Here is a 26,599-nt window from a genome sequence, read left to right on the forward strand (position 1 = left end):
GCCGCGAAGGCTTTTTCCCAAAAAGGCGCTCGGACCATGATCCCGAAAAGTGGAATTCGGTTTTTGGACAAGATCACGACCAAACAGGTTTGAGCGGGACCTTAAGCAAAACAAAAGGGCCGGCTGAGCCGGCCCTTTCGGCATGATGATGGAAACGTCAGATGATGACGACTTTGGTGCCGACCCGGACGCGGCTGTAGAGATCCATGACGTGCTCGTTCATCATGCGGAAGCAGCCATTGGAGGCACTGGTGCCGATCGACTGCGGCGCGATGGTGCCGTGGATACGCAGATGCGTGTCCTTCTTGCCGTCATAGAGATAGATGGCGCGTGCGCCGAGCGGGTTCTGGCCGCCGCCGGCCATGCCGTCCTTGTACTGGCCGTAGTGCTTGGGCTCGCGCTTCTGCATGTCGAGCGTCGGGATCCAGCGCGGCCATTCCTGCTTGTCGCCGACCGCGACCGTGCCCTTGAACTGCAGGCCTTCGCGGCCGACCGCGATGGCGTAGCGGCGTGCGGTGGTCGATGATTCGACGAGATAGAGCCGGCGAGCACTGGTGTCGATGACGATCGTGCCGGCATCGTAGCCCGTGAATTCCACGTCCTGAGGCACGAATTCCGGCTTCACCTTGAACGGCTTCTTGGCATTCTTCTGGGCAAGTGCCGAGTCGAGCGCGCGTGTCTCGGGCAGATAGCTGATCGATGAGCCGGATGAGGTTCCACCGAACAGACCGGCGAACAGGCCGCCGCTTGACTGCTTCTGGCCGCCGACCACCTCGCTGCGCAATTCGCCATTGTTACCGGTCAAAGCGACATTCATCACCTCGGCCGGGACAGGCTCGGCCGACTGGATAGGCGTGACCGGTTCAATCGGCTCGATAATCTTGATGGTCTTCTTGGCCGGCTTGGCATCGGCCACTTCGGTTGCCGGTGCTTTCTGACCCTTGCTGGCCAGGAATGCCTTCCGATCCGCGTCAGCCCTGGCTTTGGCTGCCTCGCGCATCGCCAGCTTCCGGGCTTCGAGCGCCTTGACTTTGGCGTCTTCCTTGCCAGCGGCGATCTTGGCCTCGATCTTCTTGATCTGGGCGAGGTCGTCCGGTGTCGGGGTTTTCTTCTTTTTGAGAAGCTTCAACTGCGCCGCATCGCTCTTGGCCGCGACGGGGATGGCGTCGGTCTTTTCAAGCGACACCGACTGTTGTGCGGCTATATTTGCCGGCATGCCGGCGAAGGCCGGGGAACTCATGCCGATTGCGGCGCAAAGTCCCAGGAAAATGAAGCTGCGAAGCTGCATGGCGAAGATCCGATCGTTCAATGCTTGTTGCCCACGGCGTCGCCCGGCGTCCCCCAAGGACGCCGAAAATGCCGCGTGCAATCTATAGTCGAATAAGCGCGGATGCCTCAAGCGCGAGACCGCACCGCTGCCCGTCGAATCTTCGTGATCGCGCAGCATTTGCCGCGACTGTGTTCAAACGATCACAGATCGCGGTTTTGGAAAAGTGGAAGTTACTGGTTCGGAACCTGAGGCGCCGCCGGTGCGGTGTTGGTGGTCCCATTGGTCGCCGGCGGCGTCGAGCCGGCGGCGGGTGCCGTGGCCGGGGCCGTTGCCGGAGGCTTTGCCGCGGCGTCGTTTCCGGACGGCGGCGTCGGCGTAGCGTTGCCGGCCGGTGCCGGCGTGGTCTTACCCGGCAGTTGGTTGAGCACGCCCTTGCCGTCCGAGGTCGTGGGAACCCGATCGAGAATGTCGATCGGTTTCTCGCCGTAGCGGGCGATGATCGACAAGGTCAGCGACGTCACAAAGAACGCAGCCGCCAGGATCGCCGTCGCCCGGGTCAAAGCGTTGGCGGCGCCGCGTGCAGTCATGAAGCCCGATCCGCCACCAATGCCGAGGCCGCCGCCTTCGGAGCGCTGCAGCAGCACCACGCCGACAAGGGCGAGTACGACCATGAGATGGATGACGATCAGTACGGTTTGCATAGTTTATCCTGGCAAGGCCTTGCCCGGCCGCGGACACGACCGGTGAATTGGAGGCGGCTCAATACAATGCTTTCACGGCATTTCCAAGCCCGTGGCCGGAATATGGGAAGCAACGCGCCCTTTGCAACGAATTTGGACGGGACGAGACCCGCCCACCCTCGTGACTCTCAGCCTGCAATGCTGCGATAGGCTTCGGCGATACCCAGGAAATCAGCCGCTTTCAGGCTGGCGCCGCCGACCAGCGCGCCATCGACATTCCGGACGCCCAGCAGCTCCACCGCGTTGGACGGCTTGACCGAGCCGCCATAGAGAATGCGCATCCTGGCGGCGGCGGCGCCGAGTTTTTCCGACAGCTTTTCGCGGATATGCGCATGCGCTTCGGCCACATCGGCCGCGGTTGGCGTCAAGCCGGTGCCGATCGCCCAAACCGGCTCATAGGCAATGACGGTGTTGGATGGCGTGGCACTTGGCGGCACCGAGCCAGCCACCTGGCGCGACAGCACCTCCAGCGTGGCTCCAGCCTCACGCTCCTGCCGCGTCTCGCCGATGCAAACAATGGCCACCAGCCCGGCACGCCAGGCCGCGGTGGCCTTGGCCTGGACCGTGGCGTCGTCCTCGCCGCTTTGTTCGCGGCATTCGGAATGACCGACAATGACATGGCTCGCGCCCGCGTCCTTCAGCATCTCCGCGGAAATGCAGCCGGTATAGGCGCCGCTCTCCTTGCTATGGCAGTCCTCGCCGCCGGCATGGACCGGCGTGCGTGACAGGATCTCGGCGGCATGGGAAAGCAGCGTCGCGGGAACACAGACCAGTGCTTCGGTCTCGGCGTCGAGCCCGCTCATGAAACCGTTACCGATCATCCTGAGCTCGTTCAGCGAGGCGCTGGTGCCGTTCATTTTCCAGTTGCCGGCGACAAGCGGGCGAATTCCTGGCGTCATGGTGTGCTTCTCCGGGCGATATCAGGCTCTGGCCCTCACTACCAAAATCAGGCCACAAAGCAATCGACAGTGGACCGGAAGGGCGCTATTGCGCTTGTTTCAAACTCGGCGCATGCGAAAATGCGCATAAATCGGAAGTAACCATGCTTGGTATATTGAGAAGCGCGGCAGGTACCTGGGTCGCGAAGACATTGCTTTCGCTGCTGGTGGTCAGTTTCGCCGCGTGGGGCATCTCCGGACGGCTGATGGGCGGCCTTGCGGGCCACGATTCGGTGATAACGGCCGGCGGCACCAAGGTATCGATCAACGAATACCGCCTTGCATATGACCGCCAGCTCGCCGTCATGTCGCAGCAGTTCGGTCAGCGCCTCACTCATGAACAGGCAAAGGCGCTCGGCATCGACAACCAGGTGCTGGCGCAACTCGTTTCCGGTGCCGTTCTCGACGAACAGGCACGCAAGCTGGGCCTCGGCCTGTCCAAGGACCGGCTGGCCGAACTCACCCGCGAAGATCCGGCTTTCAAGGGTCCTGGCGGTCAGTTCGACCGAAGGACATTCGACTACATGCTGCACGAAGTCGGCATGCGGCCCGAGGATTACCTGAAGAACCGCGCCCAGGTGGCGGTGCGCCAGCAGATCGTCGAAGCGGTCTCGGACGGCCTCAAGGCGCCGGACACGTTCTTCAAGGCGGTCGCGCTCTACCGCGGTGAAGACCGCACCGTCGACTATTTGACATTGCCAAAGACGCTGGTCGAGCCGATCGAAGCGCCGAGCGACAGCGTGCTCAAGGCCTATTTCGAGGCCAACAAGAAAACCTACGCCGCACCTGAATACCGCAAATTTTCCTATGTCCGCCTGGAACCGGTGGACATCATGGACACGACCGCGGTCACCGACCAGCAGGTCAGTGACGACTACAACAAGAACAAGGCACGCTACACCACGCCCGAAATGCGCACCATCGAGCAGCTTGTGTTCAAGACGCCGGATGCGGCCAAGGCAGCGCTCGATTCGCTCAAGGCCGGCGCCACCTTCGACAAACTGGTGATCGCCGAAGGCAAAACCCCGGCCGACACGCTGCTTGGCACGCTCGCCAAGGACAAGATCGCCGACAAGGCGGTTGCCGATGCCGCCTTCGCGCTCAACGTCAATGAAGTCAGCCAGGTCGTTCAGGGCACCTTCGGCCCGGTGCTGTTGCGCGTGACCGAGATCAAGCCCGAGGTGGTAAAGCCGCTCGCCGAAGTGTCCGACCAGATCCGCAAGGACCTGGCGCTGGGCGAGGCAAGCCGCATCCTTTTGGATGTGCACGACAATTATGAGGACACCCGTGCATCGGGCAGTTCTCTGGCCGACGCGGCCGCCAAATTGAAGCTTAAGGACATCACCGTCGACGCCATCGATCGCAATGGCCTGAGGCCCGATGGCTCCATCGTCAAGGACCTGCCGGAATCACCGTCGCTGATCAAGGCCGTCTTTGATGCGGAACCCAACACCGAAAACGAGGCGCTGACCACCGCGGACAACGGCTTCGTCTTCTATGAGGTCGGTTCGATCACACCGGCCCGCGACCGCACTCTTGACGAGGTGCGCCAGAAAGTTGTCGCCGACTGGACGGCGGCCGAGACCACCAAGCGGCTCGCCGCCAAGGCGGACGAACTCGAGAAGCGCCTCAAGGCCGGCGCCACGCTCGACGTCATCGCCGGTGACCTCAAGCTGGAAAAGCAGACCAAGCGCGGCCTGAAGCGCGAAGCCGATGATGCCGATTTCGGCAAGGAGGGCGCCGCCGTGATGTTCGGGGTCGGCGAAGGCGGCACCGGCTTGATCCCCTCGCCCACCGGCGACGGCCAGATCCTGTTCAAGGTCGCCGAAGTGTTCGAACCGGCCGGCGCCGACGCCAGCTCGGTGCCGGACGACGCGCAGAAATCATTCACCTCTGGCATGTCCGACGACCTGCTCGACCAATTGGTGGCGCAGTTGCAGACGCAGTACGACGTCCGCATCGACCAGGCCGCCGTTGCCCAAGCCTCGACGAGATGAGCGCGCTGAAAACCCATATCGCCAAGGTCGCGACCGGCACTGCCCTGTCCTTCGAGGAGGCCTGCGAGGCCTTCGACATCATCATGTCGGGCGATGCGACCCCAGGGCAGATCGGCGGCTTCCTGATGGCGCTGCGTGTGCGCGGCGAGACGGTGAACGAGATTTCGGGCGCTGTCGCCACGATGCGCGCCAAGATGCTTCGCGTCGATGCCCCTGACGGCGCCATCGACATCGTCGGCACCGGCGGCGACAATTCGCACTCGGTCAACATCTCGACGGCCTCCGCCTTTGTCATTGCCGGCAGCGGCGTGCCTGTCGCCAAGCACGGCAATCGTGGCCTGTCCTCGCTGACCGGCGCGGCCGACGTGCTGATTGCCCTCGGCGTCAAGATCGACATTGCGCCGGAGATTATCGGCAAATGCATCCATGAAGCCGGTGTCGGCTTCATGTTCGCGCCGGCGCACCATCCCGCGATGAAGCATGTCGGTCCGGTTCGGGGCGAGCTTGGCACGCGCACCATCTTCAACCTGCTCGGCCCGCTTTCCAACCCGGCCAGCGTCAAGCGGCAGATGGTCGGCGTGTTCATGCCGGAATGGATCATGCCGGTGGCCGAAACGCTGAAGGCGCTCGGCACCGAGCATGCCTGGGTCGCCCATGGCGATGGCTATGACGAGATCACCACCACAGGCGAGACGCAGGTCGCCGAACTGGTTGGCGGCGAAATCCGCAGCTTTACGCTGACCCCGGAAGAGGTTGGACTAAAGCGCCATACCAAGGGTGAGCTGCGCGGCGGTGATGCCGCCTATAATGCCAAGGCCTTGCGCGACATGCTGGGCGGCGCCGCCGGCGCCTACCGCGACACGGTGTTGATGAATGCCGGCGCCGGACTGGTGATTGCGGGCAAGGCGACGACACTCGGCGACGGCATCGACATCGCCGCGCAGGCGATCGACAGCGGCCGGGCGCTGCAGGTGCTCGACCGGCTGGTCGAAATTTCGAACGGGTGAACCGTGTCTGACATTTTGCGCAAGATCGAAGCCTACAAGCGCGACGAGATAGCCGCCGCCAAGGCACGCCTGCCGCTGGCCGAGATCAAGGCGCGCGCAAAAGACGCCGACGCACCGCGCGGGTTCCTCGCCGCGCTCGAAGCGAAGCGCAGATCGGGCGGCTTTGCACTGATCGCCGAGATCAAGAAGGCAAGTCCGTCCAAAGGGTTGATCCGTGCCGATTTCGATCCGCCGAGTCTGGCCAAGGCCTATGAAAAGGGAGGCGCGGCCTGTCTTTCCGTGCTGACCGATGCGCCCTCCTTTCAGGGCGCACCGGAGTTTCTGACCAAGGCGCGAGCCGCCGTGACGCTGCCCGCCCTGCGCAAGGATTTCCTGTTCGACCCCTACCAGGTTCACGAGGCGCGGGCCTGGGGCGCGGATGCCATTTTGATCATCATGGCCAGCGTCGATGACGCCATGGCAAGCGAACTCGAATCGACCGCATTCGAGCTCGGCATGGATGCCCTGATCGAGGTGCACGACGAAGCCGAGACGGAGCGCGCGCTGAAACTGTCATCGCAATTGATCGGCATCAACAACCGCAACCTGCGGACATTCGAGACCAGCCTCGATACCTCGGAGCGGCTGCGGGCGATGGTGCCGGGCGGTCATTTGCTGGTCAGCGAAAGCGGCATTTTCTCCCATGACGATTGTCTTAGGCTGCAGAGGATGGACATCGGCGCCTTCCTGGTGGGCGAGAGCTTGATGCGCCAACGGGACGTGACCGCTGCAACACGCTCGCTGCTCACGGGCAAGGCGTCCGATGGGTCGGCCCGAAAATCGGAATCGATTTTCGGAGAGCACGATGCATAGAGTCAAAGTGATAGAACGCACTTTGTGCGTCCGAATGGACGCACGTCGTTCTATGGCGATTTGACGATGGCGGCCGGCCTCACTCATCTCGGCGCGCACGGCGAGGCCAACATGGTCGATGTCGGCGACAAGGACGAGACGACGCGCACCGCGATTGCCGAGGGTTTCGTCTCGATGCAGCCAGAGACGTTGAAGACCATCCTTGCCGGCAATGCCAAGAAAGGCGATGTGCTCGGCACCGCGCGCATCGCCGGCATCATGGCGGCGAAGAAGACGCATGAATTGATCCCGCTCTGCCACCCCCTGCTGCTGACCAAGGTTTCCGTCGACATTGAGCCTGATCATGCGCTGCCAGGCCTGAAGGTCACTGCCCTGGCGCGCGTCACCGGCAAGACCGGGGTCGAAATGGAGGCGCTGACCGCCGCGTCCGTGGCCTGCCTGACCATCTACGACATGGCAAAGGCGGTGGACCGCGCCATGGTCATCTCAGGTATCCGGCTGGTCGAAAAAACCGGCGGCAAGTCTGGCGACTATAAGGCAGGTGCCTGATGGCGCTGGTTCCGGTCGCCGAGGCGCTCGAACGCCTGCTTGATGGCGCCGTGCCGCTGGAGGGCGAAAGCGTTCCTCTCATCGAGGCTGTCGATCGTGTGCTGGCGGAACCCGTCGTGGCGCTTCGCACCCAGCCACCTTTCAACGCTTCGGCCATGGACGGTTATGCAGTGCGTGCCGCCGACGTGGCGTCGGTGCCCTCGAAACTCGCGGTGATCGGCATGGCGCCGGCCGGGCGTGGCTTTGACGGTACGGTCGGCCAGGCACAGGCCGTGCGCATCTTCACCGGCGCACCGCTGCCTGACGGCGCCGACACCATCGTCATCCAGGAAAATGTCCGGGATATCGGCGGTGGCAATATCGAGGTGATCGAGCCCACCGCAGAGTGGCGTAACATCCGCCGCATCGGTCTCGATTTTTCCAAGGGCGACGTGCTGCTGGAAAAGGGGCGCGTGCTCGACCCGGCGGCACTGTCGCTGGTGGCATCGGCCAATCATCCCCGAGTGAGCGTGGTGAAACGGCCGCTGGTCGCCATCATCGCTACCGGTGACGAGCTGTTGCCGCCCGGAAGCGAACTCGGGCCTGACCAGATTATTTCGTCCAACGCTTATGGCGTCGCCGCTGCAGCACACTCGGTCGGTGCCCGCGCGCTCGATCTCGGGATCGCCGCCGACCGCAAGGACGCCATAGCCGGCATGGTCAGGAAAGCGGTCGCGGCGAGCGCCGATGTCATCGTTACGCTGGGCGGCGCCTCGGTCGGCGACCACGACCTGATCCATGACGTGCTGACCGGCGAAGGCATGACGCTCGGCTTCTGGAAGATCGCCATGCGTCCCGGCAAGCCGCTGATGTTCGGACGCCTCGGCGATATCAGATGCATCGGCCTGCCCGGCAACCCGGTGGCAAGCCTGGTCTGCTCGCAATTGTTCCTGAAGCCGCTTCTGGCAAGGCTGGGCGGTCGCGCCTACCGTCAGGACATCCGTCAGGCGCGGCTGGGCACCGCAATGCCCGCCAATGATCTGCGCCAGGATTATGTGCGGGCGGTGGTCAGGGAATACCACGGCGAACTGGTGGCAACGCCGTTCGGTATCCAGGATTCCTCGATGCTGAGGATGCTTGCCGACGCCAACGGGCTGGTCGTGCGCGCGCCTTTTGCCCCTGCATCCGCTGCCGGAGACGTTTGTAGCGTTCTGATGTTGCGCTAAAGAATTTTCCCATAAATAAGCTGATAAGAAGACAAAAATGATCTCGGCTATTCCGAGATCAAGGTCCGCGTCAACGCATGGGCCGGATCGGCAAGGCCATCGACGACGTCGTAATGATGCCGATCGGGCTCGACCACGGCACTGGTGATGGCGCCAAGCCCGGTCCAGATATTGGCCAGCAATGCATTCTGGCGCAGGAACTCGGAACGCTCCCCACCGCCAGCCCAGCAGGTGATGCGGACACCATCCATGGGCCGCAGCAGTGCCGGGCTTTCCGTCAGCGCCTCATTCTCGTCGATTTTCAGCACCGTGTTCATGTCCGTGCGCATCAGCGGACGCAAATCATGCAAGCCTGAAATCGAAACGACATGGCGTATACGCCGCGAGACATCGGCCGCCAAAGGCGTCGATGTCGTCACCATGCGGCTGGCGAGATGTCCGCCGGCCGAATGTCCGGTCAGCATCAGTGGTCCCCCGACCATGGCCGCCGCCTTGCCGATCGCCGCCCCGATTTCGCTGACAATGCCGGCGATGCGTATATCGGGGCATTGCGTATAGGACGGCATCGCCACGGCAAAGCCGCTGCCGACCCCGCCACCGGCGAGGTGCGACCACAAGCTCTTGTCGGTCTCCATCCAATAGCCGCCATGGATGAACACCACGAGTCCCCTGGGCGCGACATCGGGAAAGAAAAGGTCGAACCGATTGCGCGGCCCGTCGCCATAGGCGATGTCGAGCCGTGCCCGGCCCTGCGCCGACATCACGTCTCGGAATGCTTGCGCGGGTTCCGCCCAGGCGGCCGGCCAACGGTCGCTGCCGGCGATATTGGCGCCGTTGGCGTAGGCATTGTCCCAGTCGGCAATGCGACGGTCGAGCATCGGCACCCTCCCCGAAGCGGCATCGTTTCAACACTAGCAATGGCCGCCGCCACGTCATGCGTCAATGCTCGAGCGAAAAACATTTTAGGCTTGAAACAAATTTCGACTGGTGCGATCCTGCGCTCTGTTCCACCATGGACGTGAGGCAGACAGGGGCAGCCGCAAGATGCTTGGGCCTTCAGCGCATACCGACACGTTCACGCGCGATCATTTGCCGCCGCCCGACCAATGGCCTGACTTCCTGCTCGGCGGCTTTGACTATCCAGAACACCTCAACGCCGGTGTCGAACTGACCGACAGGCTGGTCGAGAAGGGTCTCGGCGACCACACCGCGCTGATCGGCAACGGCCGCCGCCGCACCTACAAGGAACTGTCCGACTGGACGAACCGGCTCGCCCATGCGCTGGTCGAGAATTATGGCGTCAAGCCGGGCAACCGGGTGCTGATCCGCTCCGCCAATAACCCGGCAATGGTCGCCTGCTGGCTGGCCGCCACCAAGGTCGGCGCCGTCGTCGTAAACACCATGCCGATGCTGCGCGCCGGTGAACTCACCAAGATCGTCGACAAGGCGGAAATAACGACTGCGCTCTGCGACACCAGGCTGATGGACGAGATGACCGCCTGCGCCAAGGACAGTGCGTTCCTGAAGCAGGTGATCGGCTTCGACGGCACCGCCAACCATGACGCCGAGCTCGACCGCGCCGCCCTCGACAAGCCGGTCACCTTCACCGCCGTCAGCACCGGCCGCGATGACGTCGCCCTGCTCGGCTTCACTTCGGGCACGACAGGCGTGCCGAAGGCGACGATGCATTTCCACCGCGATCTCCTGATCATCGCGGATGCCTACGCCCGTGAAGTCCTGCAGGTGACGCCGGACGACATCTTCGTCGGCTCGCCGCCGCTCGCCTTCACCTTTGGCCTTGGCGGGCTCGCCATATTCCCCCTGCGCTTCGGCGCGGCGGCGACACTGCTGGAACAGGCGACGCCGCCCAACATGATCCACATCATCGAGACCTACAAAGCGACCATTTCCTTCACCGCGCCGACCGCCTACCGGGCCATGCTGAAGGCCATGGACGAAGGCGCCGATCTGTCATCGCTGCGTGTTGCCGTTTCCGCCGGCGAGACCTTGCCGGCGCCGGTCTTCGAAGAGTGGACACGAAAGACCGGCAAGCCGATCCTCGACGGCATCGGCGCCACCGAAATGCTGCACATCTTCATCTCCAACCGCTTTGACGACAGGAAACCGGCTTCGACCGGCAAGCCGGTCGGCGGCTATGAGGCCCGCATCGTCGACGGCGACATGCACGAGGTGCCGCGTGGCGAGACCGGACGGCTGGCGGTGCGCGGGCCAACCGGCTGCCGCTACATGGCCGATGACAGGCAGAAGGACTATGTGCGCGACGGCTGGAACCTCACCGGCGACACCTTCACGCAGGATGAGGACGGCTTCTTCCACTTCGCCGCGCGTTCGGACGACATGATCGTCAGCGCCGGCTACAATATCGCCGGACCCGAGGTCGAGGCGGCGCTGCTGTCGCATCCCGATGTCGCCGAATGCGCTGTCATCGGGGCCGACGATGGCGAGCGCGGCCAGATCGTCGAGGCGCATGTCGTTCTGGTGCAAGGTGTCTCGCCAGACGCGATGACCGTCAAGCGCCTGCAGGACCACGTCAAGGCAACCATCGCGCCCTATAAATACCCGCGATCGGTCAAATTCATCGCCGCCCTGCCCAAGACCCAGACCGGCAAGATACAGCGCTTCCGGCTGCGCACGGAGAAAATCAATTGAGCGAGCCCTACGATCCGGCGTCCGAAGGCGCTGAGATGTCGTTCAAGGAACGCATGTCCTACAGCGACTATCTGCAACTGCAGAAAGTGCTCGATGCGCAGGCGCCGCTGTCATCGGCGCATGACGAAATGCTGTTCATCATCCAGCACCAGACATCGGAATTATGGATGAAGCTCGCCTTGCATGAGATCGGTGCAGCGATCCGTTCGATCCGTGCCGATCGGCTCGAGCCGAGCTTCAAGATGCTGTCGCGCGTCGCCCGTATTTTCGAGCAGTTGAACAATGCCTGGGACGTGCTGCGCACGATGACGCCCAGCGAATACACCGAGTTCCGCGACTCGCTCGGCCAGTCCTCGGGTTTCCAATCCTGGCAGTATCGCGCCATCGAGTTCATGGCCGGCAACCGTAACCTCGCCATGCTCGGGCCGCACAAGCACCGGCCGGACCTCAACGCCAAGCTGGAGGCGATCCTAGCCGAGCCGTCGCTCTACGATGAAGCGCTGCTGCTTCTGGCGCGCAACGGCTTCGACATTGGGGCGGACGCAAAGCGCACGGAGTGGCGCGAGACGCGGACGGAAAACGAAGAAGTCCTGGTCGCCTGGCAGACGGTGTACCGCGATCCGCAGCGCTACTGGATGTTCTATGAATTGGCCGAGAAGCTGGTCGACTTCGAGGACTACTTCCGCCGCTGGCGCTTCAACCACGTCACCACAGTGGAACGTATCATCGGCCTGAAGCGTGGCACCGGCGGCACATCGGGCGCCTCCTATCTCAAGAAGATGCTCGAGGTCGTCCTGTTTCCCGAACTCTGGAACGTCCGTACCCGGCTCTGAACCCTTGTTTGACGATTGTTCAGGTCACCGTCGTCTTGACCGCGAAGCGCGCATCCTTCCAGGCGCCGGTGCGCAGGATATCTTCCAGTACGTCGACCGCCTGCCATACGTCGGTGTAACCGACATAGAGCGGCGTGAAGCCGAAGCGGATCGTCGACGGCGCACGGAAATCGCCGATCACGCCGCGCTCGATCAGTGCCCGCATCACCTGATAGCCATTGGGGTGGAGGAATGAAACCTGGCTTCCACGCGCATTGCCGTCGCGCGGGCTTTCCAGCTCCAGGCCGTAGACGCCGCATCTGGTCTCGACGAGCTGGATGAACAGATCGGTGAGCGCGATGCTCTTCTTGCGCACCACCGCCATATCGACATCGTCCCAAAGGTCCAGTGCCCCCTTCAGCGCCCGCATCGACAAGACAGGCTGCGTGCCGCACAGGAACCGGCGGATGCCGCTGCCGGCCGCGTAACCCTGTTCGAAGGCAAAGGGTCGCGCATGGCCCCACCAACCGCTGAGCGGCTGCCGGACTTTGTCGTGATGACGCTCGGCGGCGTAGATGAAGGCTGGCGACCCCGGGCCGCCATTAAGGTATTTATACGTGCAGCCGATGGCGAAATCGGCGTTGGCGCTGTCGAGCTCGACCGGTAAAGCGCCGGCCGTATGGCAGAGGTCCCAGACGATCAGCGCACCGACCTGATGGGCCTTGCATGTCAGTGCCGCCATGTCGCGCAGCTGGCCGGATTTGTAATTGACATGGTTGACCAGGATGACCGCGACACGCTCGTCGATCAGTTCCTCAATGGTCGGCGCGTCGACGCCCTCGAGCCGCAACACGGTGCCGGGCCGCGTCGAGGCCACGCCTTCGGCCATGTAGAGATCGGTCGGAAAGCTGTCGCCCTCGGCGACGATGACCGAGCGGTCCGGCCGCATGCCGAGTGCGGCATGCAGCACTTTGTAGATGTTGATCGACGTCGTATCGCAGACCACCGTCTGGCCGGCCGCCGCACCGATCAGGCGTCCCAGCTGGTCGCCAAGCGCGACCGGCATGTCGAACCAGCCGGCTGTGTTCCAGGCACGGATCAGGTCCTGCGCCCACTCCTGCGTCGCTGCCTTCTGCAATTCGTCAAAGACGGCCGGCGCCGCGGCCCCGAGCGAATTGCCGTCGAGGTAGATGACGCCTTCCGGCAAGATGAAGCGGTCGCGCATGGCGCGCAGCGGGTCCGCCGCGTCCATGGCTTCGACGGCTGCGAGATCGAGCGTTGCACGCATCATTTGTGACATTCCCTGATTATTCACGCCCTGGTTATTCACGGATAGCTTCGCGTGCTGGCGCCGGCCCGCGGCTGCGCTTGAGACTGGGCAAGGCCAGCATGGCCAGCACGAACAGGCCCGTGGCAAGCTTCAGGTCGGGCGGCGGCATGCCGGCGGCAAGGCAGAACGACACCAGCTGGTAGTAGATGATCGCGCCGGCGAAAGGCGCCAGCAGCTGCCGCCAGACCGTCTGCTTGCCGACGACGGCCTCGCCGATCATCAGCGCGGCAAGTCCGTTGATGAGGATGCCCAGCCCCATATTGACGTCGGCGAATCCCTGCGACTGCACCATCAGCGCGCCGCTTGACGCCGAAAACGCGCTCGCCAGCCCGACACCGCCTATGGTCGCGGCCCAGACATTGATGCCTTGCGCCTCGGCCATGTCAGGATTGGCGCCCACGGCCCGCACGGCCGTGCCCTTCTCGGTCCTGAAGAACATGTAGAGCAGCTTGAAGGCAATAAGCGCGAGAAGGCCAGCGACGACGATCTTGCTGGCGGGGAAACCCGCCCGCGCGAACGGCACCCAATCGAACACCGAGGGCGAACCGAAGACGGACAGGTTGGACTTGCCCATGATGCGAAGATTGATGCTGTAGAGCATCGTCATCATCAGGATGCCCGCAAGCAGCGTGTGGATGCGGAAGCGCAGATGGATGAAGGCGGTGCAGCAGCCCGCCGCGAAGCCGGCGACAAGAGCGGCCGCGATGCCCATCAGCGGCGATGCGCCGGCGGCAAGGAGAACGCCGCAGACGCAGCCGCCCAGCGGAAAAGCGCCTTCGCTGGTGAGATCGGGAAAATTCAGCATGCGAAACGGGATCATGATCCCGAGCACGACCAAGGCCAGGATCAGGCTCTGCGCCAGGGTGACCGGCATGATTGCGACGAAGCTGGCGAGAATGTCCTGAACAAAACCCATGGTGATCAGCTCGCCAGCAACATGCGGTCGGTTTTGACGGAGAAATGGCCGATCAGATCGATAACCGTGACCCTCGCCTTCTCCTCGCCGCTAACTTCCAGAAGGACGCGGCCCGCGTCGAGCATGATCACGCGGCTGCCGTAGTCGACGGCGTGCTGCATGTTGTGGGTCACCATCATAGTCGTCAGCTTCAGCGCGCTGACGGCGCGCACCGTCGCCTGCATGACAATCTCGGCCGTGCGCGGATCAAGTGCCGCGGTATGTTCGTCGAGCAGCAGCAAGTCAGGCGATCCGCCGACCGCCATGATCAGCGACAAGGATTGCCGCTGCCCGCCCGAGAGCAGGTCGACGCGCGTGTCGAGACGATTTTCCAGACCGAGACCCAGGATCGACAGGCGTTCCCTGTAGGACGCAAGCCGGGTGGTGTTCAGCCCCGGGCGCAAGGTGCGCTTTTGGCTGCGCAAATCGGCCAGCAGCATGTTTTCCGCAACCGTCATGCTGGCGGCGGTGCCGCGCATCGGATCCTGGAATACGCGAGCCAGTCTCGAGGCGCGCTTGTGCACCGGCATACCAGTCACATCGGCGCCATTGATCAGAATCTGGCCGGAATCGAGGATCAGAGCGCCGGAAATGGCATTAAGCATGCTGCTCTTGCCGGCCCCGTTGGAGCCGATGACGATGCCGAACTCGCCTGTGGACAGCGACAGGCTGAGACCGTCCAGCGCGACCTTCTCGTCGGCCTGGCCCTTGTAGAACACTTTGCGTGCGGATCGAATCTCGAGCATCGTTCCTCCCTGACCTCGGGATGACGGCGCCGACGCCGTCATCCCAGCAGTTCCGATGTTAGTCGACGATGCAGCCGCAATCGGCCATTGAAGCCGGTATCTCGATGCCGAACGCGGCCATCGCCTTGCGCGAGATCGTTGCCATGTGGTCCTTGTAGGCCGGGCGCGACGGCGCGATCGTCTTGGGGTCCTTGCCCTTGAGGATCTCGGCGGCGATGTTGCCGGCGTTGACGCCGACCTGCGTGTAATTGACCGCGAAGCTTGCAGGCACGGTGCCGTTGCGGACCGCACTGTCATCGGAGTTGACGACCGGGATACCGGCCTGGCGGGCGGCCGCGGAGACAGCGGCGATCGCCGGCTGGATCAGGTTCGACGCCGGGCCGTAGATCACGTCGGCCTTGCCGGCGAGCGAAGCGATGCGTTGCTGGATGTCATTGACGTTGTCGATGCCGACCTCCACCACCTCGAAGCCGGCGGCCGGTGCCGCCGCCTTGATCTTTTCGACCAAGGCAACGTCATTGGCCTCACCGGGATTATAAGGCACGCCGAAGCGCTTGGCGGTCGGCAGCAGCTTCTTGGTGAAGGCCATCACGGCAGCGACGTCCTGCAGATCGCTGGCGCCGGTCATGCCTTCGTCTCCGGCGTCCCATGACGGCACCAGCTTGGCCGCCACCGGATCGGTGACCGCGGCAAAAACGATCGGAATGCCGGAACCGGCAAGCGCTTTCTTGGCGATCTGCGAGACCGGCGTGGTGATGGTGTAGATCAGCTTGGGCTGCTCGGCCTGCAGCTTGGCGATCATCTGCGGCACCAGCGATGCATCGAAATTGGTGTGGCTCTCCGTGTAGACGACGTCCTTGCCCTCGACGAAGCCATTATCCGTCAACGCCTTCTTGAAGCCGGCTATGGCGGCGTTCAATTGCGGATGCTCGCCGAAATTGGCAATGCCGATACGGATCTGATCGGCCGCGGCACTGCCGGCGCTAATCATCAATGCGCCTGCCAGGGCCAAGCCCGACAACCAAGCGGATTTCGATTTCAACATCATTTCCTCCCAGATTTGATCAGGGCCGCTTGGAAACGCGGCTACCACGGCGATCATGGTCGGTCCGCCGGTCGGTGTCAAACATTATATATAATTGTTGCTATGACCCAATATCATATATACTTTCGCCAGACGACGGATTGATCACGATGCGCGATGAAACGAGTTCTACAAAAACGGAAGCCGCCTATCAGCTGTTGCGGCGCGACATCCTGACCACGCGCCTCATGCCGGGCGCCCCGCTCAAACTGAGTGCCCTGCGCGGCACCTATGGCGTCGGCTGGACGCCGTTGCGCGAAGCCTTGTCGCGGCTAGAGGCCGAACGCCTTGTCACCGCCATCAGCAATCGTGGTTTTACGGTCGCTCCGGTATCGCGGGCCGAACTGGAGGACCTGGCACGCGCCAGGATGGTGGTCGAGATACCCCTGTTCCTCGAATCGATGGAAAAAGGCGGCAAGGAGTGGGAGGATGCCGTTGTCACCGCCCACTACCGGCTCTCCCGTTGCAAGACCGCGGTCGACGATCCTTCGGATGCGGCTGTCGATAAATGGGACGAGAACCACGAAGCTTTCCATGCGGCGCTGCTAAGCGCGGCGACTTCCAATTGGCTCATGCGATTCCGCTCGACCATCGCCGATCAGCTGCGACGGCATCATCGTTTTCTCGGCCTGGCGCCGACATTGCGGGCCGCGGCTGGTCTGAAGGACGGTTATGAAGAGGCAATGGAGGCATTGTGCGAAGCGATTGCGATCGAACACCATACAGCGATCATGGAAGCTGCACTCGATCGTGACGTCGAGCGGGCCAAGGCGCTGATGACGGCGCATATCGGCTATACCCTGCACGTCTATGTCCATAGCGAAGACAGCGGCGCGACCAAATACGCCGCCCGCGCCGGCAGCTTGCAAGCGGGTTCCGGGTGACTTCAATGCTTGCGCGACGCCTATTGGCATGCGCTGGCCGGAGTGGGCCAAACGCCTGGATCCATCGCCGCCCCTAAGCTACCAATCGTTGGCGTTTTGGTTTCGTTTCGTTCCACGAATAATGGATCCATAAATTGTACAATCCACCCGCGAAGAGCCCCCCGAAAGACTGATGCCAAGGCCCATCAGTGGATAGGCCACAGGCCATTAACCAAAACGATTTCAATGCCTGCCGATCGTGGAAAGGATCGGCCTCAGTCCGCTGTCGCGGCAAAAAACTTCAGACGCGTTAACAAATTCATTAAACTTTAAACGGTTGCGGAACACAACTGGAACGGATAGTGTTTGTTCTGGGTTTGTTTTTTCGATTCTGGTCAGACCTTTCGTTCAATGCCTTGGGGGCCGCCATGCTGACACGCAAGCAACATGAACTGCTGATGTTCATCCACGAACGGCTCAAGGAAAGCGGGATACCGCCCTCCTTCGACGAAATGAAGGAAGCGCTCGATCTTGCCTCCAAATCGGGCATCCATCGCCTGATCACGGCGCTGGAGGAACGTGGCTTTATTCGCCGGCTACCCAATCGGGCGCGCGCGCTGGAAGTGCTGCGGCTGCCGGACTCGATCGCGCCGGGCCTCAATGCGGCAAAGAAGTTCTCGCCAAGTGTCATCCAGGGCAGCCTTGGCCAAGGCAGTCTCGGCCGCCAGATCAGGCCGGCGACGGCGCCTTCCCGCCTGGCCGCGGCCGGCAACGACGATGACGCGGTTTCAGCTGTGTCCATCCCGGTCATGGGTCGTATCGCCGCCGGTGTGCCGATCGATGCCATCCAGCATCAGACGCATTCGATTTCGGTGCCGCCGGACATGATCATGGGCGGCGAGCACTATGCGCTGGAAGTCAAGGGCGACTCGATGATCGAGGCCGGTATCTTCGACGGCGACACGGTCATCATCCGCAATGCCGATACAGCAAGTCCGGGCGAAATCATCGTGGCGCTGGTCGACGAGGAGGAAGCAACGCTGAAGCGGTTCCGCCGCAAGGGCGCCTCGATCGCGCTCGAAGCCGCCAATCCAGCCTACGAAACACGCATCTTCGGACCGGATCGGGTCAAGGTGCAGGGCAAGCTCGTCGGGCTGATCAGGCGCTACTGAACTGGCTTGCCATCGGGCTTGTCGGCCTTTTTATAGGGGGCCAGCCCCCTCGCCTCGCGTGAGAATTTTCGCTGCTCGTGCCAAGGCCGGTATGGTCCGTCGACGGCGAATTCGACCTCAGCCGGCGTCGTGGCCGATTGGGGATCGAAGAAAACGGCGGCACTCCCCTTGCGGGCGAGCTGGCGTTTGGTGACGACGAGAACCAGCGGATTATGACAGGCGTCATAGGCGGTCGCGTCATTGACGACGATCAGGTCGGCGAAGGCGCAGGCCTTCCAGGTGTCCTTGCGATCCTCGACATAGGCGATGATCGCGCCGGAAGGGTGCCTGGCAAGGCACAGGCCTTCGCGGCAATAGAACGGCGATCCCAGCGGCAGGTCGGTGGGAGTGGCAAGATCGAATTGCCCGTCCGTCTTCTCGAACATTTCCGGTAGGACGATTGTTTCGGAGATCAGAGCGCGTTTCCAATTGTCGGCTGCGAATTCGTTCGGACGTTCCCGGTTGACGGCCAGTTCGCCATTGCCGATCGACAGAGCCACCAGCCGCGCATCTTCCGAGATCAGCACATCGGGCGCGCGCGTGTGCGATACAGTCAACAGACCGGCAAGCGCGAATGGCACCGCCGTGAGCCGGAGCCACGTCGTCGCCATCGTCGCGATGACCAACGCGACGGTGACCAGCAGCACGGATTGCTGCGAAATCAGCCCGACTCCATCGACCGGAGAGCGCTCCGATATCCACGCCGATATGGCGATCATCGCTGTCAGGCCCTTGCCCATGAGGTAGAGAGCCGGCCAATCCAACCCGAACGGCATCAGCAACGCGCTGGCGACGGCCAGGAACATCACGATCGACACGATCGGCATGAGGGCCAGATTGGCGAACAGGCTGAGCGGCGACACCCGCTGGAAATGCCAGATGGCAAACAGTGCCGTCGCGCTGCCGGCGATGATGGACGTCATGGCCAATCCACCTGTCGCCAAGAGGAATTTTCGCGTCAGAAACCCGGGTAGGGATCGCTTTGGCGGCGGAGGCCTCGTCTTTCCCGCATGGTGGTCGGCCCAGCCGGCATAGGCGCCAACCAAGGCTGCGGTTGCCGCGAACGACATCTGGAAACTCGGGCCGACGACCTCGTGCGGCGAAACCAGGATAACGGCGATCGCCGAAATCGCCAGATTGCGCATGGTCAGCGCCGTGCGATCGAACAAGACGGCGATCAGCATCACCGCCAGCATGATGAAGCTGCGTTCGGCCGCGACGACGACGCCCGAAATGACGAGATAGGCGGCGATCGAAAACAGTGCGGCGGCGGCGGCGTATTTCTTCACCGGCCGGCGCGCGGAAAACCCTGGAAACAGTGCGAAGGCGCCGCGCAGCAGACCCATGATGGTGCCGGCCACCAGCGCCATATGCAGACCTGAAATCGAGATGATGTGATAGATGCCGGTGCGCCGCATCGCTTCGTTGATTTCATCGGGAATGCCGGCCCGCACGCCGACGATCAGCGCCGCCGCGATCTCGCCTTCGGCGCCGCCAATGCTGCCCCTGATGTGGTCGGCGATGGCTTCGCGGGCATTTTCGATGCCTGAAAACACGCGTGCCGGCAGCGGCATCTCACCGGCTTCGGCGGAGATGACCGTTGGATTGCCGAGAAAGAAGCCGCTGCCGCCGATGCCGGCGAAATAGCTGTCGAAGGAGAAGTCGTAGCTGTCCGGCCGCACCGGGCCGGTCGGCGGCAGCAGTTTGGCATAGCCTGTGACAAGCGAGCCGGCGGTCATTTCGGGCGGTATCTTGCGTGCCGAAAGCCGGACCCTTTCAGGCGCGTAGCGCAGTTTCGGCCGGGCGGTCGAAATCACGTCCATGGTCAGCCGGATGCGGCCGCTCTCCATCTCCTCGAGCGAGATCACGCGGCCGGTCAGTTGCGTCGAGATTTCCGAGCCCAGCATCCGGGTTCCGGCTCGCCATGTTTCGACCTTCGCCGCAAGCAGGCCAAGCACACACAACAGCAGTGCCATGAAACACAGATGGGTTTTCGGCCAGGAGCGCGAGACGAATGCACATACCGCCGCCAGAACCACGACCGCGACAGGCTTTGCAAAATCGGGCTCGGACGCCAGCGAAAAGTAGCAGATCGCCCCAACGGCCAGGCAGACCGGCACCAGCAGGAAGGCGATGCCCCGGTCGAGTTCCAGCTCCGCCGCCTTGGCCACGCCGTGACGCAGGCGAGGAAAGGATATCGGGCCGATTTGCCGGCGCACGCGCACAATTCTGCGTGCGGCAGGAGATGGAGTTGGCGCTGGGCTATCCGCCTGCAGCGGCTGGGTTGCGGGCGCAGCCACGAGCGGCGATGGCAGCGGGATCGCAGGAGGCGTCGCAAACAGGGATCGCTCGCTGACGCCGACAATGGCGCCCTCGCCCCGATCCGAGCCCCGGCCTCGTCCAGTCATCGGGTCTGCCCCTTGCGCCCTCGACACCCTATGCTACATGAACGCGCGACGCGCGAAAGTCCGCGCACTCCGCACTCAGCTTCAGACGTTTTCCGAGAGTTCCATGCCCGACAAGGTCATCACCCGTTTTGCTCCCTCGCCGACCGGCTATCTGCATATCGGCGGCGCGCGCACGGCGCTGTTCAACTGGCTCTATGCCAAGCACACCGGCGGCACGATGCTGCTGCGCATCGAGGACACCGATCGCGAGCGTTCGACCGATGCAGCCACATCGGCCATTCTGGACGGCCTGACCTGGCTCGGCCTGTCATGGGACGGTGACGCGGTCTCCCAATTCGAGCGCGCGCCGCGCCACCGGGAGGTGGCCGAGGAGCTGGTGCGCCTGGGCAAGGCCTATTACAGCTACGAGACTTCAGCCGAGCTCGAGGCGATGCGCGAGGCAGCACGCGCCAAGGGCCTGCCACCACGCTACAACGGCCACTGGCGTGACCGCGCCCCGTCGGAGGCACCCGCCGGCGTCAAGGGTGCCATCCGCATCAAGGCACCGACCGAGGGCGAGACGGTGGTGCAGGACCGGGTCCAGGGCGAGGTGCGCTTTCCCAACAAGGATCTCGACGATTTCATCATCCTGCGTTCGGACGGCAACCCGACCTATATGCATGCCGTCGTCGTCGATGACCACGACATGGGCATCACCCATATCATCCGTGGCGACGATCACCTGACCAACGCCGCCCGCCAGACCGTGATCTACAACGCCATGGGCTGGGACGTGCCGTCGATGTCGCACATCCCGCTGATCCATGGCGCCGACGGCGCCAAGCTGTCGAAACGCCATGGCGCGCTGGGCGTCGAGGCCTACCGCGCCATGGGCTATCTGCCCGAGGCGCTGCTGAATTACCTGGCGCGCCTGGGCTGGAGCCATGGCGACGACGAGATCATGTCGATCAAGGACATGATCTCCTGGTTCGATATCGGCGACGTCAACAAGGGCGCAGCGCGCTTCGACTTCGCCAAGCTCGAGGCGCTGAACGGCGTCCATATGCGCCGCATGGCCGACACCGAATTGTTCGACATTTTCATCGCCACCTTGCCCTATCTGGAGGGTGGCCCGGCAATGGCGGCGCGCCTCGACGAGAAGAACAAGGCGCAGTTGCTGGCAGCACTTCCGGGCCTGAAGGAGCGCGCCAAGACGCTGGTCGAGCTCGTCGACGGCGCCGGCTTCCTGTTTGCCGCGCGGCCGCTGCCGATCGACGACAAGGCGGCACTCCTGCTCAATGACGATGCCCGCAAGATCCTGCGCGGCGCTCACGAAGCTTTGAACGCGCTGTCCGGCGACTGGACAGCCGCCACGGCCGAGGCCGCGATCCGCGACTATGCGCTGGCTGGCGGCCATAAGCTCGGCGCCGTGGCCCAGCCGCTGCGGGCTGCCTTGACCGGCAAGAGCACGTCACCAGGCGTTTTCGATGTGCTGGCCGTGCTGGGGCGTGAGGAAAGCCTGGCGCGCATATCGGATCAAATCGATTAGGAGCAAACTGGCCCAAGAAGATTGGCATTGAAAGGCGCGTTTCGCAGTGCAACATTAGGCTTGGCCCAATCTGGCACGCACCTCCTAAAATGCGGTGGCGAATACGCGCATTGCGGTGATTTCGACGTGTCGCTCTGCGGAATTTGCCTTTGCCGGCATGAGGAAACAAGAAGGAGTTTGCAATGACCGAAGCTGCGACAAAACTGGATGTGGGCGGCCAGGAGGCCACTGCAACGCTGCAATTCGCCGGCAAGACTCACGAATTCAAGGTGCGAAGCGGCTCGGTCGGACCCGACGTCATCGACATTGCCTCGCTCTACAGCACCACGGGCGCCTTCACCTATGACCCCGGCTTCACCTCTACGGCAAGCTGCGAGTCGGAGATCACCTTCATCGATGGTGATGCCGGCATTCTCCTGCATCGGGGCTACCCGATCGACCAGTTGGCCGAACACGGCGACTTCCTCGAGGTCTGTTACCTCCTGCTCTACGGCGAACTGCCGACCAAGGCGCAGAAGGACGATTTCGATTATCGCGTGACGCGCCACACCATGGTGCACGAGCAGATGTCGCGCTTCTTCACCGGCTTCCGCCGCGACGCGCACCCGATGGCGGTGATGTGCGGCGTGGTTGGCGCGCTGTCGGCCTTCTATCACGACTCGACCGACATCTCCGACCCATACCAGCGCATGGTTGCGTCCATGCGCCTGATCGCCAAAATGCCGACTATCGCGGCCATGGCCTACAAGTACCACATCGGCCAGCCCTTTATTTATCCGAAGAACGAGCTGAATTTCGCCGCCAACTTCCTGCACATGTGCTTTGCCGTGCCGTGCGAGGAATACAAGATCAATCCGGTGCTGGCGCGCGCCATGGAGCGCATCTTCATCCTGCACGCCGATCATGAGCAGAACGCTTCAACCTCGACCGTTCGTCTCGCCGGCTCTTCGGGCGCCAACCCCTTCGCCTGCATTGCCGCCGGCATCGCTTGCCTGTGGGGCCCGGCCCATGGCGGCGCCAATGAAGCGGCGCTCAACATGCTGGGCGAGATCGGCCATGTCGATCACATCCCGGAATTCATCGCCCGCGCCAAGGACAAGAACGATCCGTTCCGGCTGATGGGCTTTGGCCATCGCGTCTACAAGAACTACGATCCGCGTGCCAAGATCATGCAGAAGACGGCGCATGAGGTTTTAGGCGAACTCGGCATCAAGGACGATCCGCTGCTCGACATCGCGATGGAACTGGAAAAGATCGCGCTGACCGATCCCTATTTCATCGAGAAGAAGCTCTACCCGAACGTCGACTTCTACTCCGGCATTACGCTGAAGGCGCTGGGCTTCCCCACCACCATGTTCACCGTGCTGTTCGCGGTCGCCCGCACGGTCGGCTGGATCGCGCAGTGGAAGGAAATGATCGAGGATCCGCGCCAGAAGATCGGCCGCCCGCGCCAGCTCTACACCGGCGCGCCGGAGCGCGACTACGTGCCGATCGCCAAGCGCTGAGCGGTGCCGGGCTGATGACCGAAAAAGGCGTCCGTCAGGGCGCCTTTTTCATATGACGCAGGACCACGCCCGCGGCGATCTCACCGGACGGCTTGTCCGTTGCCATGCGCCCTGAAATCTCGGCAAACCCGTCTTTCTGCCAGGCGCGCATACCACTGTCGGCCAACAGCGCTTCCAGCTGGCGCGCAAGATTGTTCGGTTTGACGTACTCGTTATAGAATTCCGGGATCAACGCGCGATCCGAGATCAGGTTGGGAAGCAGCGCCGACCAGACGGAAACGAGATACGGCGCGACGACGCGTGCAACCGGGTCGAGCCGATAGCAAGAGATCATCGGCACCCCGGACAACGCCAGTTCCAGGGACACCGTGCCGGACGCGATCAACGCGGCGTCGGCCTTGCCGAAGGCCTGCCATTTGCGCTCGGACTCAAGGATAATCTCGGGTTTCTCGTCCCAGCGCGTGACCGCGGACCGCACGGTATCCGCGACATGTGGCACCGTCGGCAGCATCAGCCGGAGCCGATGCCCGCGGGCCCGCAACATCGACACGGTCTCGCCGAACGGCTCGAGCAGCCGCCGCACCTCGCCGCGCCGCGAGCCGGGCAGGACGAGCAGCGTCTTCACGCGGTCTGGTGATAGATCACGCGGCTGGCCTTGAGCCTTTGCCGCCGAGAGCACACCCGCGTCGTGGGTCAGACGGTGCCCGACATAGGTGCCGGGCGGACCACCCAGCCGATCGAGCTCCTTCACCTCAAACGGCAGGATGCACAGAATGTGGTCGACATAGGGCTTCATTGCCACCGCCCTGCCCGGCCGCCATGCCCAGACGCTCGGGCAGACATAGTGGACGATCGGGATCGACGGGTTGGCCGCGCGCACTTTTTTGGCGACGCGCAGCGAAAAATCGGGACTGTCGATGGTGACGAGGCAATCGGGCTTGGCGTCCGCAACCATACCCGCCAGCTGGCCGATCCGCCGGATCAGGCGCGGCAGGTCACGCAAGACGGCGCTGAACCCCATCAGCGCGACCTCGCCGGCGTCGAACGGCGAAACCAGCCCAAGCGCCTGCAGGTGGCGGCCGCCGAGTCCAACGAGCTGCACCTCGCGCCCTGTCATCTGGCGGAGCGACCGGACGATGTCGGCGCCAAGGAGGTCGCCTGACTCCTCGCCCGCGACGATCGCGATCTTCAGCGCCCTGTCAGCCATGTCCGGACTCCGCTGCGGCAAGGCCGACGATGAACAGCCCAAGCTCATTGGCACGCGAGAGAGTTGCGGGGCCTTCGAGGATCAGGGAGCGTCCCGCTTCGACGGCAATGCCGGCAAGGCCGGCCCCATGCGCTGCTTCTACCGTCTGTGGTCCCATGGAAGGAAGATCCGCCCGCAACTCCTGGCCAGGCTTGGCGCATTTGACCAGAACGCCGCGCGTCTTGCCGGCGATACGGCCGTGGCCGCGCAGCAGCCTGGCGCGGTCCAGCAATCCGGCCGTGCCCTCGATGCCTTCAAGCGCAATGGTCCGGCCGCCGACCGCGATCGCCGCCTGGCCGATATCCAACGCCCCAATGGCCTTTGCCGCCGCAAAACCCGCCTCAATGTCGCGCCAGTCCGATTTCAGAGGCTTAGCCCTGGTCAACACCCCTTCGGCGGCGACAAGGTTCGGCACGATCTCGTGGGCACCCACGACCTTAATCCCCCTGGCCTCGAGCCCGCGCGCCACCACCTTGAGCAGCCCGTCATCGCCACGCGCCAACGCCATGACAACAAGGGGCACCACGGCGAGCAGGCTAAGGCTTGGTCGCAGATGTGCCAGCCTTGGCCTGCGCTTTATCTCGCCGGCAAGTACCAGATGGGTAATCCGGTTGCGCTTGAGCAGCGGAACGAGCGATCCTATCGCCTCCAGGGCAAGAGTATCATGCTCGTACCGGCACAACTCCGCCAAGCGGTCAGCCTCACCGTCCATGAGCACGATGAAGGGCGCATGACCCTGTTCGGCCAAACCGGCAGCGACTTCGACCGGAAGGCTGCCGCCGCCGGCGATGATGCCGACCCTGGCACCAGGCGGGAGATCAACACCAGCCGCGGCTGTCTCAGCCTTCGTCATCGGAATCGTCGCCATCGCCGCCCTTGAGCGATGGCACCGCATAGTGCCGCTTGCCGCGACTGGTGATGAAGTCGATGATCTTCATTGCGGTCGGCGACGAGGCGAACTCCGCCTTGGCGAACTCGATGTTCTCGCCGACAGTGCGGGAGCGGTCGAAGATCGTCTTGTAGGCCTTGCGCAGCAAATAGATTTCGGAACGCGGCAGACCGGCGCGCTTGAGGCCGATGATGTTCAAGCCGCGCAAGCTGGCGCGGTTACCGACCGCGATGGCGTAGGGAATGACATCACCAACAAAAGCCGAGCATCCGCCAAGAAAGGCGTTGTCGCCTACACGCACGAATTGATGAACGGCGCTAAGGCCGCCGATATAGACATTGTTGCCGATCTCGCAGTGGCCGCCCAATGTCGCCCCATTGGCGAAGGTGGCGTTGTTGCCGACGGCGCAATCATGGGCGATATGGGCGTAGGCGAGGAAATTGCCATTGTCGCCCACCGTCGTTTCGCCGCGGCTGGTGTCGGTGCCGACATGCATGGTCACGCCTTCGCGGATGGTGCAGTTGGCGCCGATGACGAGTGTGGTGCGGCCGCCCTTGTGCTTGGTGTTCTGCGGCGGTCCGCCCAGGATCGCCATCGGATAGACCTTGGTCGACGCTCCGACAGTGGTCGCGCCCATGACCGAGACATGGCTAACCAGTTCGACACCGTCACCGATCACAGCATCGGCGCTGACATGGCAGAACGGCCCAATGCGCACACCGTGGCCGATTTGGGCGCCTTCTTCCACGACGGAGGAAGGATGGATTGACGTGTTGATTTTCATAGGCACTCGA

Annotated in this window: 23 protein-coding genes; 11 read left to right on the forward strand and 12 right to left on the reverse strand. The window is 63.1% G+C overall.

Annotated features, from left to right (window positions below; genetic code table 11):
• Window positions 1-157: 157 nt before the first annotated feature.
• From FJ941_RS11080 to tpiA, 3 genes are all read right to left on the reverse strand, one after another.
• A complete protein-coding gene (locus tag FJ941_RS11080; protein WP_140505431.1) occupies window positions 158-1,288 on the reverse strand; it encodes a L,D-transpeptidase in 1,131 nt (376 codons plus the stop codon).
• Window positions 1,289-1,500: 212 nt separating this feature from the next.
• The gene (gene secG, locus FJ941_RS11085) at window positions 1,501-1,971 is read right to left on the reverse strand and encodes a preprotein translocase subunit SecG (protein WP_140505433.1); all 471 of its coding nucleotides are present in this window, start codon (window positions 1,969-1,971) and stop codon (window positions 1,501-1,503) included.
• A 167-nt stretch (window positions 1,972-2,138) separates the two neighbouring features.
• On the reverse strand, window positions 2,139-2,909 hold the full coding sequence (tpiA, locus tag FJ941_RS11090; protein WP_140505435.1) for a triose-phosphate isomerase: 771 nt from the start codon (window positions 2,907-2,909) through the stop codon (window positions 2,139-2,141).
• A 143-nt stretch (window positions 2,910-3,052) separates the two neighbouring features.
• Here tpiA and FJ941_RS11095 point away from each other — a divergent pair, with 143 nt between their 5' ends.
• The 5 genes from FJ941_RS11095 (at window position 3,053) to glp (ending at window position 8,558) form a co-directional block, all read left to right on the forward strand.
• Complete coding sequence (locus FJ941_RS11095; RefSeq protein ID WP_140505436.1) at window positions 3,053-4,945, forward strand: SurA N-terminal domain-containing protein; 1,893 nt, start codon at window positions 3,053-3,055, stop codon at window positions 4,943-4,945.
• Window positions 4,942-5,952 carry an anthranilate phosphoribosyltransferase gene (gene trpD / locus FJ941_RS11100; protein WP_140505438.1) on the forward strand — a complete coding sequence of 337 codons (1,011 nt, stop codon included), beginning with the start codon at window positions 4,942-4,944 and terminating at the stop codon, window positions 5,950-5,952. Before FJ941_RS11095 ends, trpD begins: the two co-directional genes overlap by 4 nt.
• Before the next feature lie 3 nt (window positions 5,953-5,955).
• Window positions 5,956-6,804 carry an indole-3-glycerol phosphate synthase TrpC gene (trpC, locus tag FJ941_RS11105; protein WP_140505440.1) on the forward strand — a complete coding sequence of 283 codons (849 nt, stop codon included), beginning with the start codon at window positions 5,956-5,958 and terminating at the stop codon, window positions 6,802-6,804.
• 66 nt (window positions 6,805-6,870) lie between these two features.
• Window positions 6,871-7,353 carry a cyclic pyranopterin monophosphate synthase MoaC gene (moaC, locus tag FJ941_RS11110; protein WP_140505531.1) on the forward strand — a complete coding sequence of 161 codons (483 nt, stop codon included), beginning with the start codon at window positions 6,871-6,873 and terminating at the stop codon, window positions 7,351-7,353.
• Window positions 7,353-8,558, forward strand: a complete 1,206-nt coding sequence (glp, locus tag FJ941_RS11115; protein ID WP_140505442.1) for a gephyrin-like molybdotransferase Glp — start codon at window positions 7,353-7,355, stop codon at window positions 8,556-8,558. Before moaC ends, glp begins: the two co-directional genes overlap by 1 nt.
• Window positions 8,559-8,605: 47 nt before the next feature.
• On the opposite strand, the gene FJ941_RS11120 is transcribed toward glp, so the two are convergent.
• Entirely contained in the window at window positions 8,606-9,436 is an 831-nt protein-coding gene (locus tag FJ941_RS11120) for an alpha/beta hydrolase (protein WP_140505443.1), read from the reverse strand.
• Window positions 9,437-9,602: 166 nt separating this feature from the next.
• On the opposite strand from FJ941_RS11120, the gene FJ941_RS11125 reads away from it, so the two are divergent.
• On the forward strand, window positions 9,603-11,228 hold the full coding sequence (locus tag FJ941_RS11125; RefSeq protein ID WP_140505445.1) for an AMP-binding protein: 1,626 nt from the start codon (window positions 9,603-9,605) through the stop codon (window positions 11,226-11,228).
• Window positions 11,225-12,061, forward strand: coding sequence for a tryptophan 2,3-dioxygenase (gene kynA, locus FJ941_RS11130; protein ID WP_140505446.1), 837 nt, complete (start codon window positions 11,225-11,227; stop codon window positions 12,059-12,061). Before FJ941_RS11125 ends, kynA begins: the two co-directional genes overlap by 4 nt.
• 19 nt (window positions 12,062-12,080) lie before the next feature.
• Here kynA and kynU read toward each other — a convergent pair whose 3' ends face one another.
• From kynU to FJ941_RS11150, 4 genes are read right to left on the reverse strand one after another with little or no spacing between them, the layout of a single operon-like run.
• The gene (gene kynU, locus FJ941_RS11135) at window positions 12,081-13,328 is read right to left on the reverse strand and encodes a kynureninase (protein ID WP_140505533.1); all 1,248 of its coding nucleotides are present in this window, start codon (window positions 13,326-13,328) and stop codon (window positions 12,081-12,083) included.
• A 34-nt stretch (window positions 13,329-13,362) separates the two neighbouring features.
• The gene (locus FJ941_RS11140) at window positions 13,363-14,286 is read right to left on the reverse strand and encodes an ABC transporter permease (RefSeq protein WP_140505448.1); all 924 of its coding nucleotides are present in this window, start codon (window positions 14,284-14,286) and stop codon (window positions 13,363-13,365) included.
• Window positions 14,287-14,291: 5 nt separating this feature from the next.
• The gene (locus tag FJ941_RS11145) at window positions 14,292-15,071 is read right to left on the reverse strand and encodes an ABC transporter ATP-binding protein (protein ID WP_140505449.1); all 780 of its coding nucleotides are present in this window, start codon (window positions 15,069-15,071) and stop codon (window positions 14,292-14,294) included.
• Window positions 15,072-15,129: 58 nt separating this feature from the next.
• On the reverse strand, window positions 15,130-16,116 hold the full coding sequence (locus FJ941_RS11150; protein ID WP_140505451.1) for an ABC transporter substrate-binding protein: 987 nt from the start codon (window positions 16,114-16,116) through the stop codon (window positions 15,130-15,132).
• A 149-nt stretch (window positions 16,117-16,265) separates the two neighbouring features.
• Between FJ941_RS11150 and FJ941_RS11155 the strand changes: the two genes are divergently transcribed.
• Both FJ941_RS11155 and lexA read left to right on the forward strand, forming a co-directional pair.
• The gene (locus tag FJ941_RS11155) at window positions 16,266-17,039 is read left to right on the forward strand and encodes a GntR family transcriptional regulator (RefSeq protein ID WP_140505453.1); all 774 of its coding nucleotides are present in this window, start codon (window positions 16,266-16,268) and stop codon (window positions 17,037-17,039) included.
• A gap of 407 nt (window positions 17,040-17,446) precedes the next feature.
• Entirely contained in the window at window positions 17,447-18,190 is a 744-nt protein-coding gene (lexA, locus tag FJ941_RS11160; protein ID WP_140505455.1) for a transcriptional repressor LexA, read from the forward strand.
• On the opposite strand, the gene FJ941_RS11165 is transcribed toward lexA, so the two are convergent.
• Window positions 18,184-20,637: a ComEC/Rec2 family competence protein gene (locus FJ941_RS11165; RefSeq protein WP_140505456.1), complete on the reverse strand. Its 2,454-nt coding sequence runs from the start codon at window positions 20,635-20,637 to the stop codon at window positions 18,184-18,186. The two genes, lexA and FJ941_RS11165, sit on opposite strands and share 7 nt — an antisense overlap.
• 103 nt (window positions 20,638-20,740) lie before the next feature.
• Between FJ941_RS11165 and gltX the strand changes: the two genes are divergently transcribed.
• Entirely contained in the window at window positions 20,741-22,165 is a 1,425-nt protein-coding gene (gene gltX, locus FJ941_RS11170; protein ID WP_140505458.1) for a glutamate--tRNA ligase, read from the forward strand.
• Between the two features lie 182 nt (window positions 22,166-22,347).
• A complete protein-coding gene (gltA, locus tag FJ941_RS11175; RefSeq protein ID WP_140505460.1) occupies window positions 22,348-23,670 on the forward strand; it encodes a citrate synthase in 1,323 nt (440 codons plus the stop codon).
• Between the two features lie 34 nt (window positions 23,671-23,704).
• On the opposite strand, the gene lpxB is transcribed toward gltA, so the two are convergent.
• The 3 genes from lpxB to lpxA are packed head-to-tail and all read right to left on the reverse strand — an operon-like array spanning window position 23,705 to window position 26,589.
• The gene (gene lpxB, locus FJ941_RS11180; protein WP_140505461.1) at window positions 23,705-24,877 is read right to left on the reverse strand and encodes a lipid-A-disaccharide synthase; all 1,173 of its coding nucleotides are present in this window, start codon (window positions 24,875-24,877) and stop codon (window positions 23,705-23,707) included.
• Complete coding sequence (locus tag FJ941_RS11185) at window positions 24,870-25,784, reverse strand: LpxI family protein (protein WP_140505463.1); 915 nt, start codon at window positions 25,782-25,784, stop codon at window positions 24,870-24,872. Before FJ941_RS11185 ends, lpxB begins: the two co-directional genes overlap by 8 nt.
• Window positions 25,756-26,589 (reverse strand): acyl-ACP--UDP-N-acetylglucosamine O-acyltransferase, encoded by an 834-nt coding sequence (gene lpxA, locus FJ941_RS11190; RefSeq protein WP_140505465.1) that lies wholly within the window; start codon window positions 26,587-26,589, stop codon window positions 25,756-25,758. Before lpxA ends, FJ941_RS11185 begins: the two co-directional genes overlap by 29 nt.
• Window positions 26,590-26,599 lie beyond the last annotated feature (10 nt).

The organism is Mesorhizobium sp. B2-3-13 (assembly GCF_006442195.1).
GTDB classification, from domain to species: Bacteria; Pseudomonadota; Alphaproteobacteria; order Rhizobiales; family Rhizobiaceae; genus Mesorhizobium; species Mesorhizobium salmacidum.

Coding starts and splice junctions, on each gene's coding strand:
- FJ941_RS11165 (WP_140505456.1), bottom strand. CDS start 20,637: ATGACTGGACGAGGCCGGGGCTCGGATCGGGGCGAGGGCGCCATTGTC.
- lpxB (WP_140505461.1), bottom strand. CDS start 24,877: ATGGCTGACAGGGCGCTGAAGATCGCGATCGTCGCGGGCGAGGAGTCA.
- FJ941_RS11095 (WP_140505436.1), top strand. CDS start 3,053: ATGCTTGGTATATTGAGAAGCGCGGCAGGTACCTGGGTCGCGAAGACA.
- FJ941_RS11125 (WP_140505445.1), top strand. CDS start 9,603: ATGCTTGGGCCTTCAGCGCATACCGACACGTTCACGCGCGATCATTTG.
- FJ941_RS11080 (WP_140505431.1), bottom strand. CDS start 1,288: ATGCAGCTTCGCAGCTTCATTTTCCTGGGACTTTGCGCCGCAATCGGC.
- lpxA (WP_140505465.1), bottom strand. CDS start 26,589: ATGAAAATCAACACGTCAATCCATCCTTCCTCCGTCGTGGAAGAAGGC.
- FJ941_RS11185 (WP_140505463.1), bottom strand. CDS start 25,784: ATGGCGACGATTCCGATGACGAAGGCTGAGACAGCCGCGGCTGGTGTT.
- tpiA (WP_140505435.1), bottom strand. CDS start 2,909: ATGACGCCAGGAATTCGCCCGCTTGTCGCCGGCAACTGGAAAATGAAC.
- FJ941_RS11120 (WP_140505443.1), bottom strand. CDS start 9,436: ATGCTCGACCGTCGCATTGCCGACTGGGACAATGCCTACGCCAACGGC.
- lexA (WP_140505455.1), top strand. CDS start 17,447: ATGCTGACACGCAAGCAACATGAACTGCTGATGTTCATCCACGAACGG.
- FJ941_RS11155 (WP_140505453.1), top strand. CDS start 16,266: ATGCGCGATGAAACGAGTTCTACAAAAACGGAAGCCGCCTATCAGCTG.
- kynU (WP_140505533.1), bottom strand. CDS start 13,328: ATGCGTGCAACGCTCGATCTCGCAGCCGTCGAAGCCATGGACGCGGCG.
- trpD (WP_140505438.1), top strand. CDS start 4,942: ATGAGCGCGCTGAAAACCCATATCGCCAAGGTCGCGACCGGCACTGCC.
- FJ941_RS11140 (WP_140505448.1), bottom strand. CDS start 14,286: ATGGGTTTTGTTCAGGACATTCTCGCCAGCTTCGTCGCAATCATGCCG.
- secG (WP_140505433.1), bottom strand. CDS start 1,971: ATGCAAACCGTACTGATCGTCATCCATCTCATGGTCGTACTCGCCCTT.
- gltX (WP_140505458.1), top strand. CDS start 20,741: ATGCCCGACAAGGTCATCACCCGTTTTGCTCCCTCGCCGACCGGCTAT.
- FJ941_RS11150 (WP_140505451.1), bottom strand. CDS start 16,116: ATGTTGAAATCGAAATCCGCTTGGTTGTCGGGCTTGGCCCTGGCAGGC.
- moaC (WP_140505531.1), top strand. CDS start 6,871: ATGGCGGCCGGCCTCACTCATCTCGGCGCGCACGGCGAGGCCAACATG.
- FJ941_RS11145 (WP_140505449.1), bottom strand. CDS start 15,071: ATGCTCGAGATTCGATCCGCACGCAAAGTGTTCTACAAGGGCCAGGCC.
- gltA (WP_140505460.1), top strand. CDS start 22,348: ATGACCGAAGCTGCGACAAAACTGGATGTGGGCGGCCAGGAGGCCACT.
- glp (WP_140505442.1), top strand. CDS start 7,353: ATGGCGCTGGTTCCGGTCGCCGAGGCGCTCGAACGCCTGCTTGATGGC.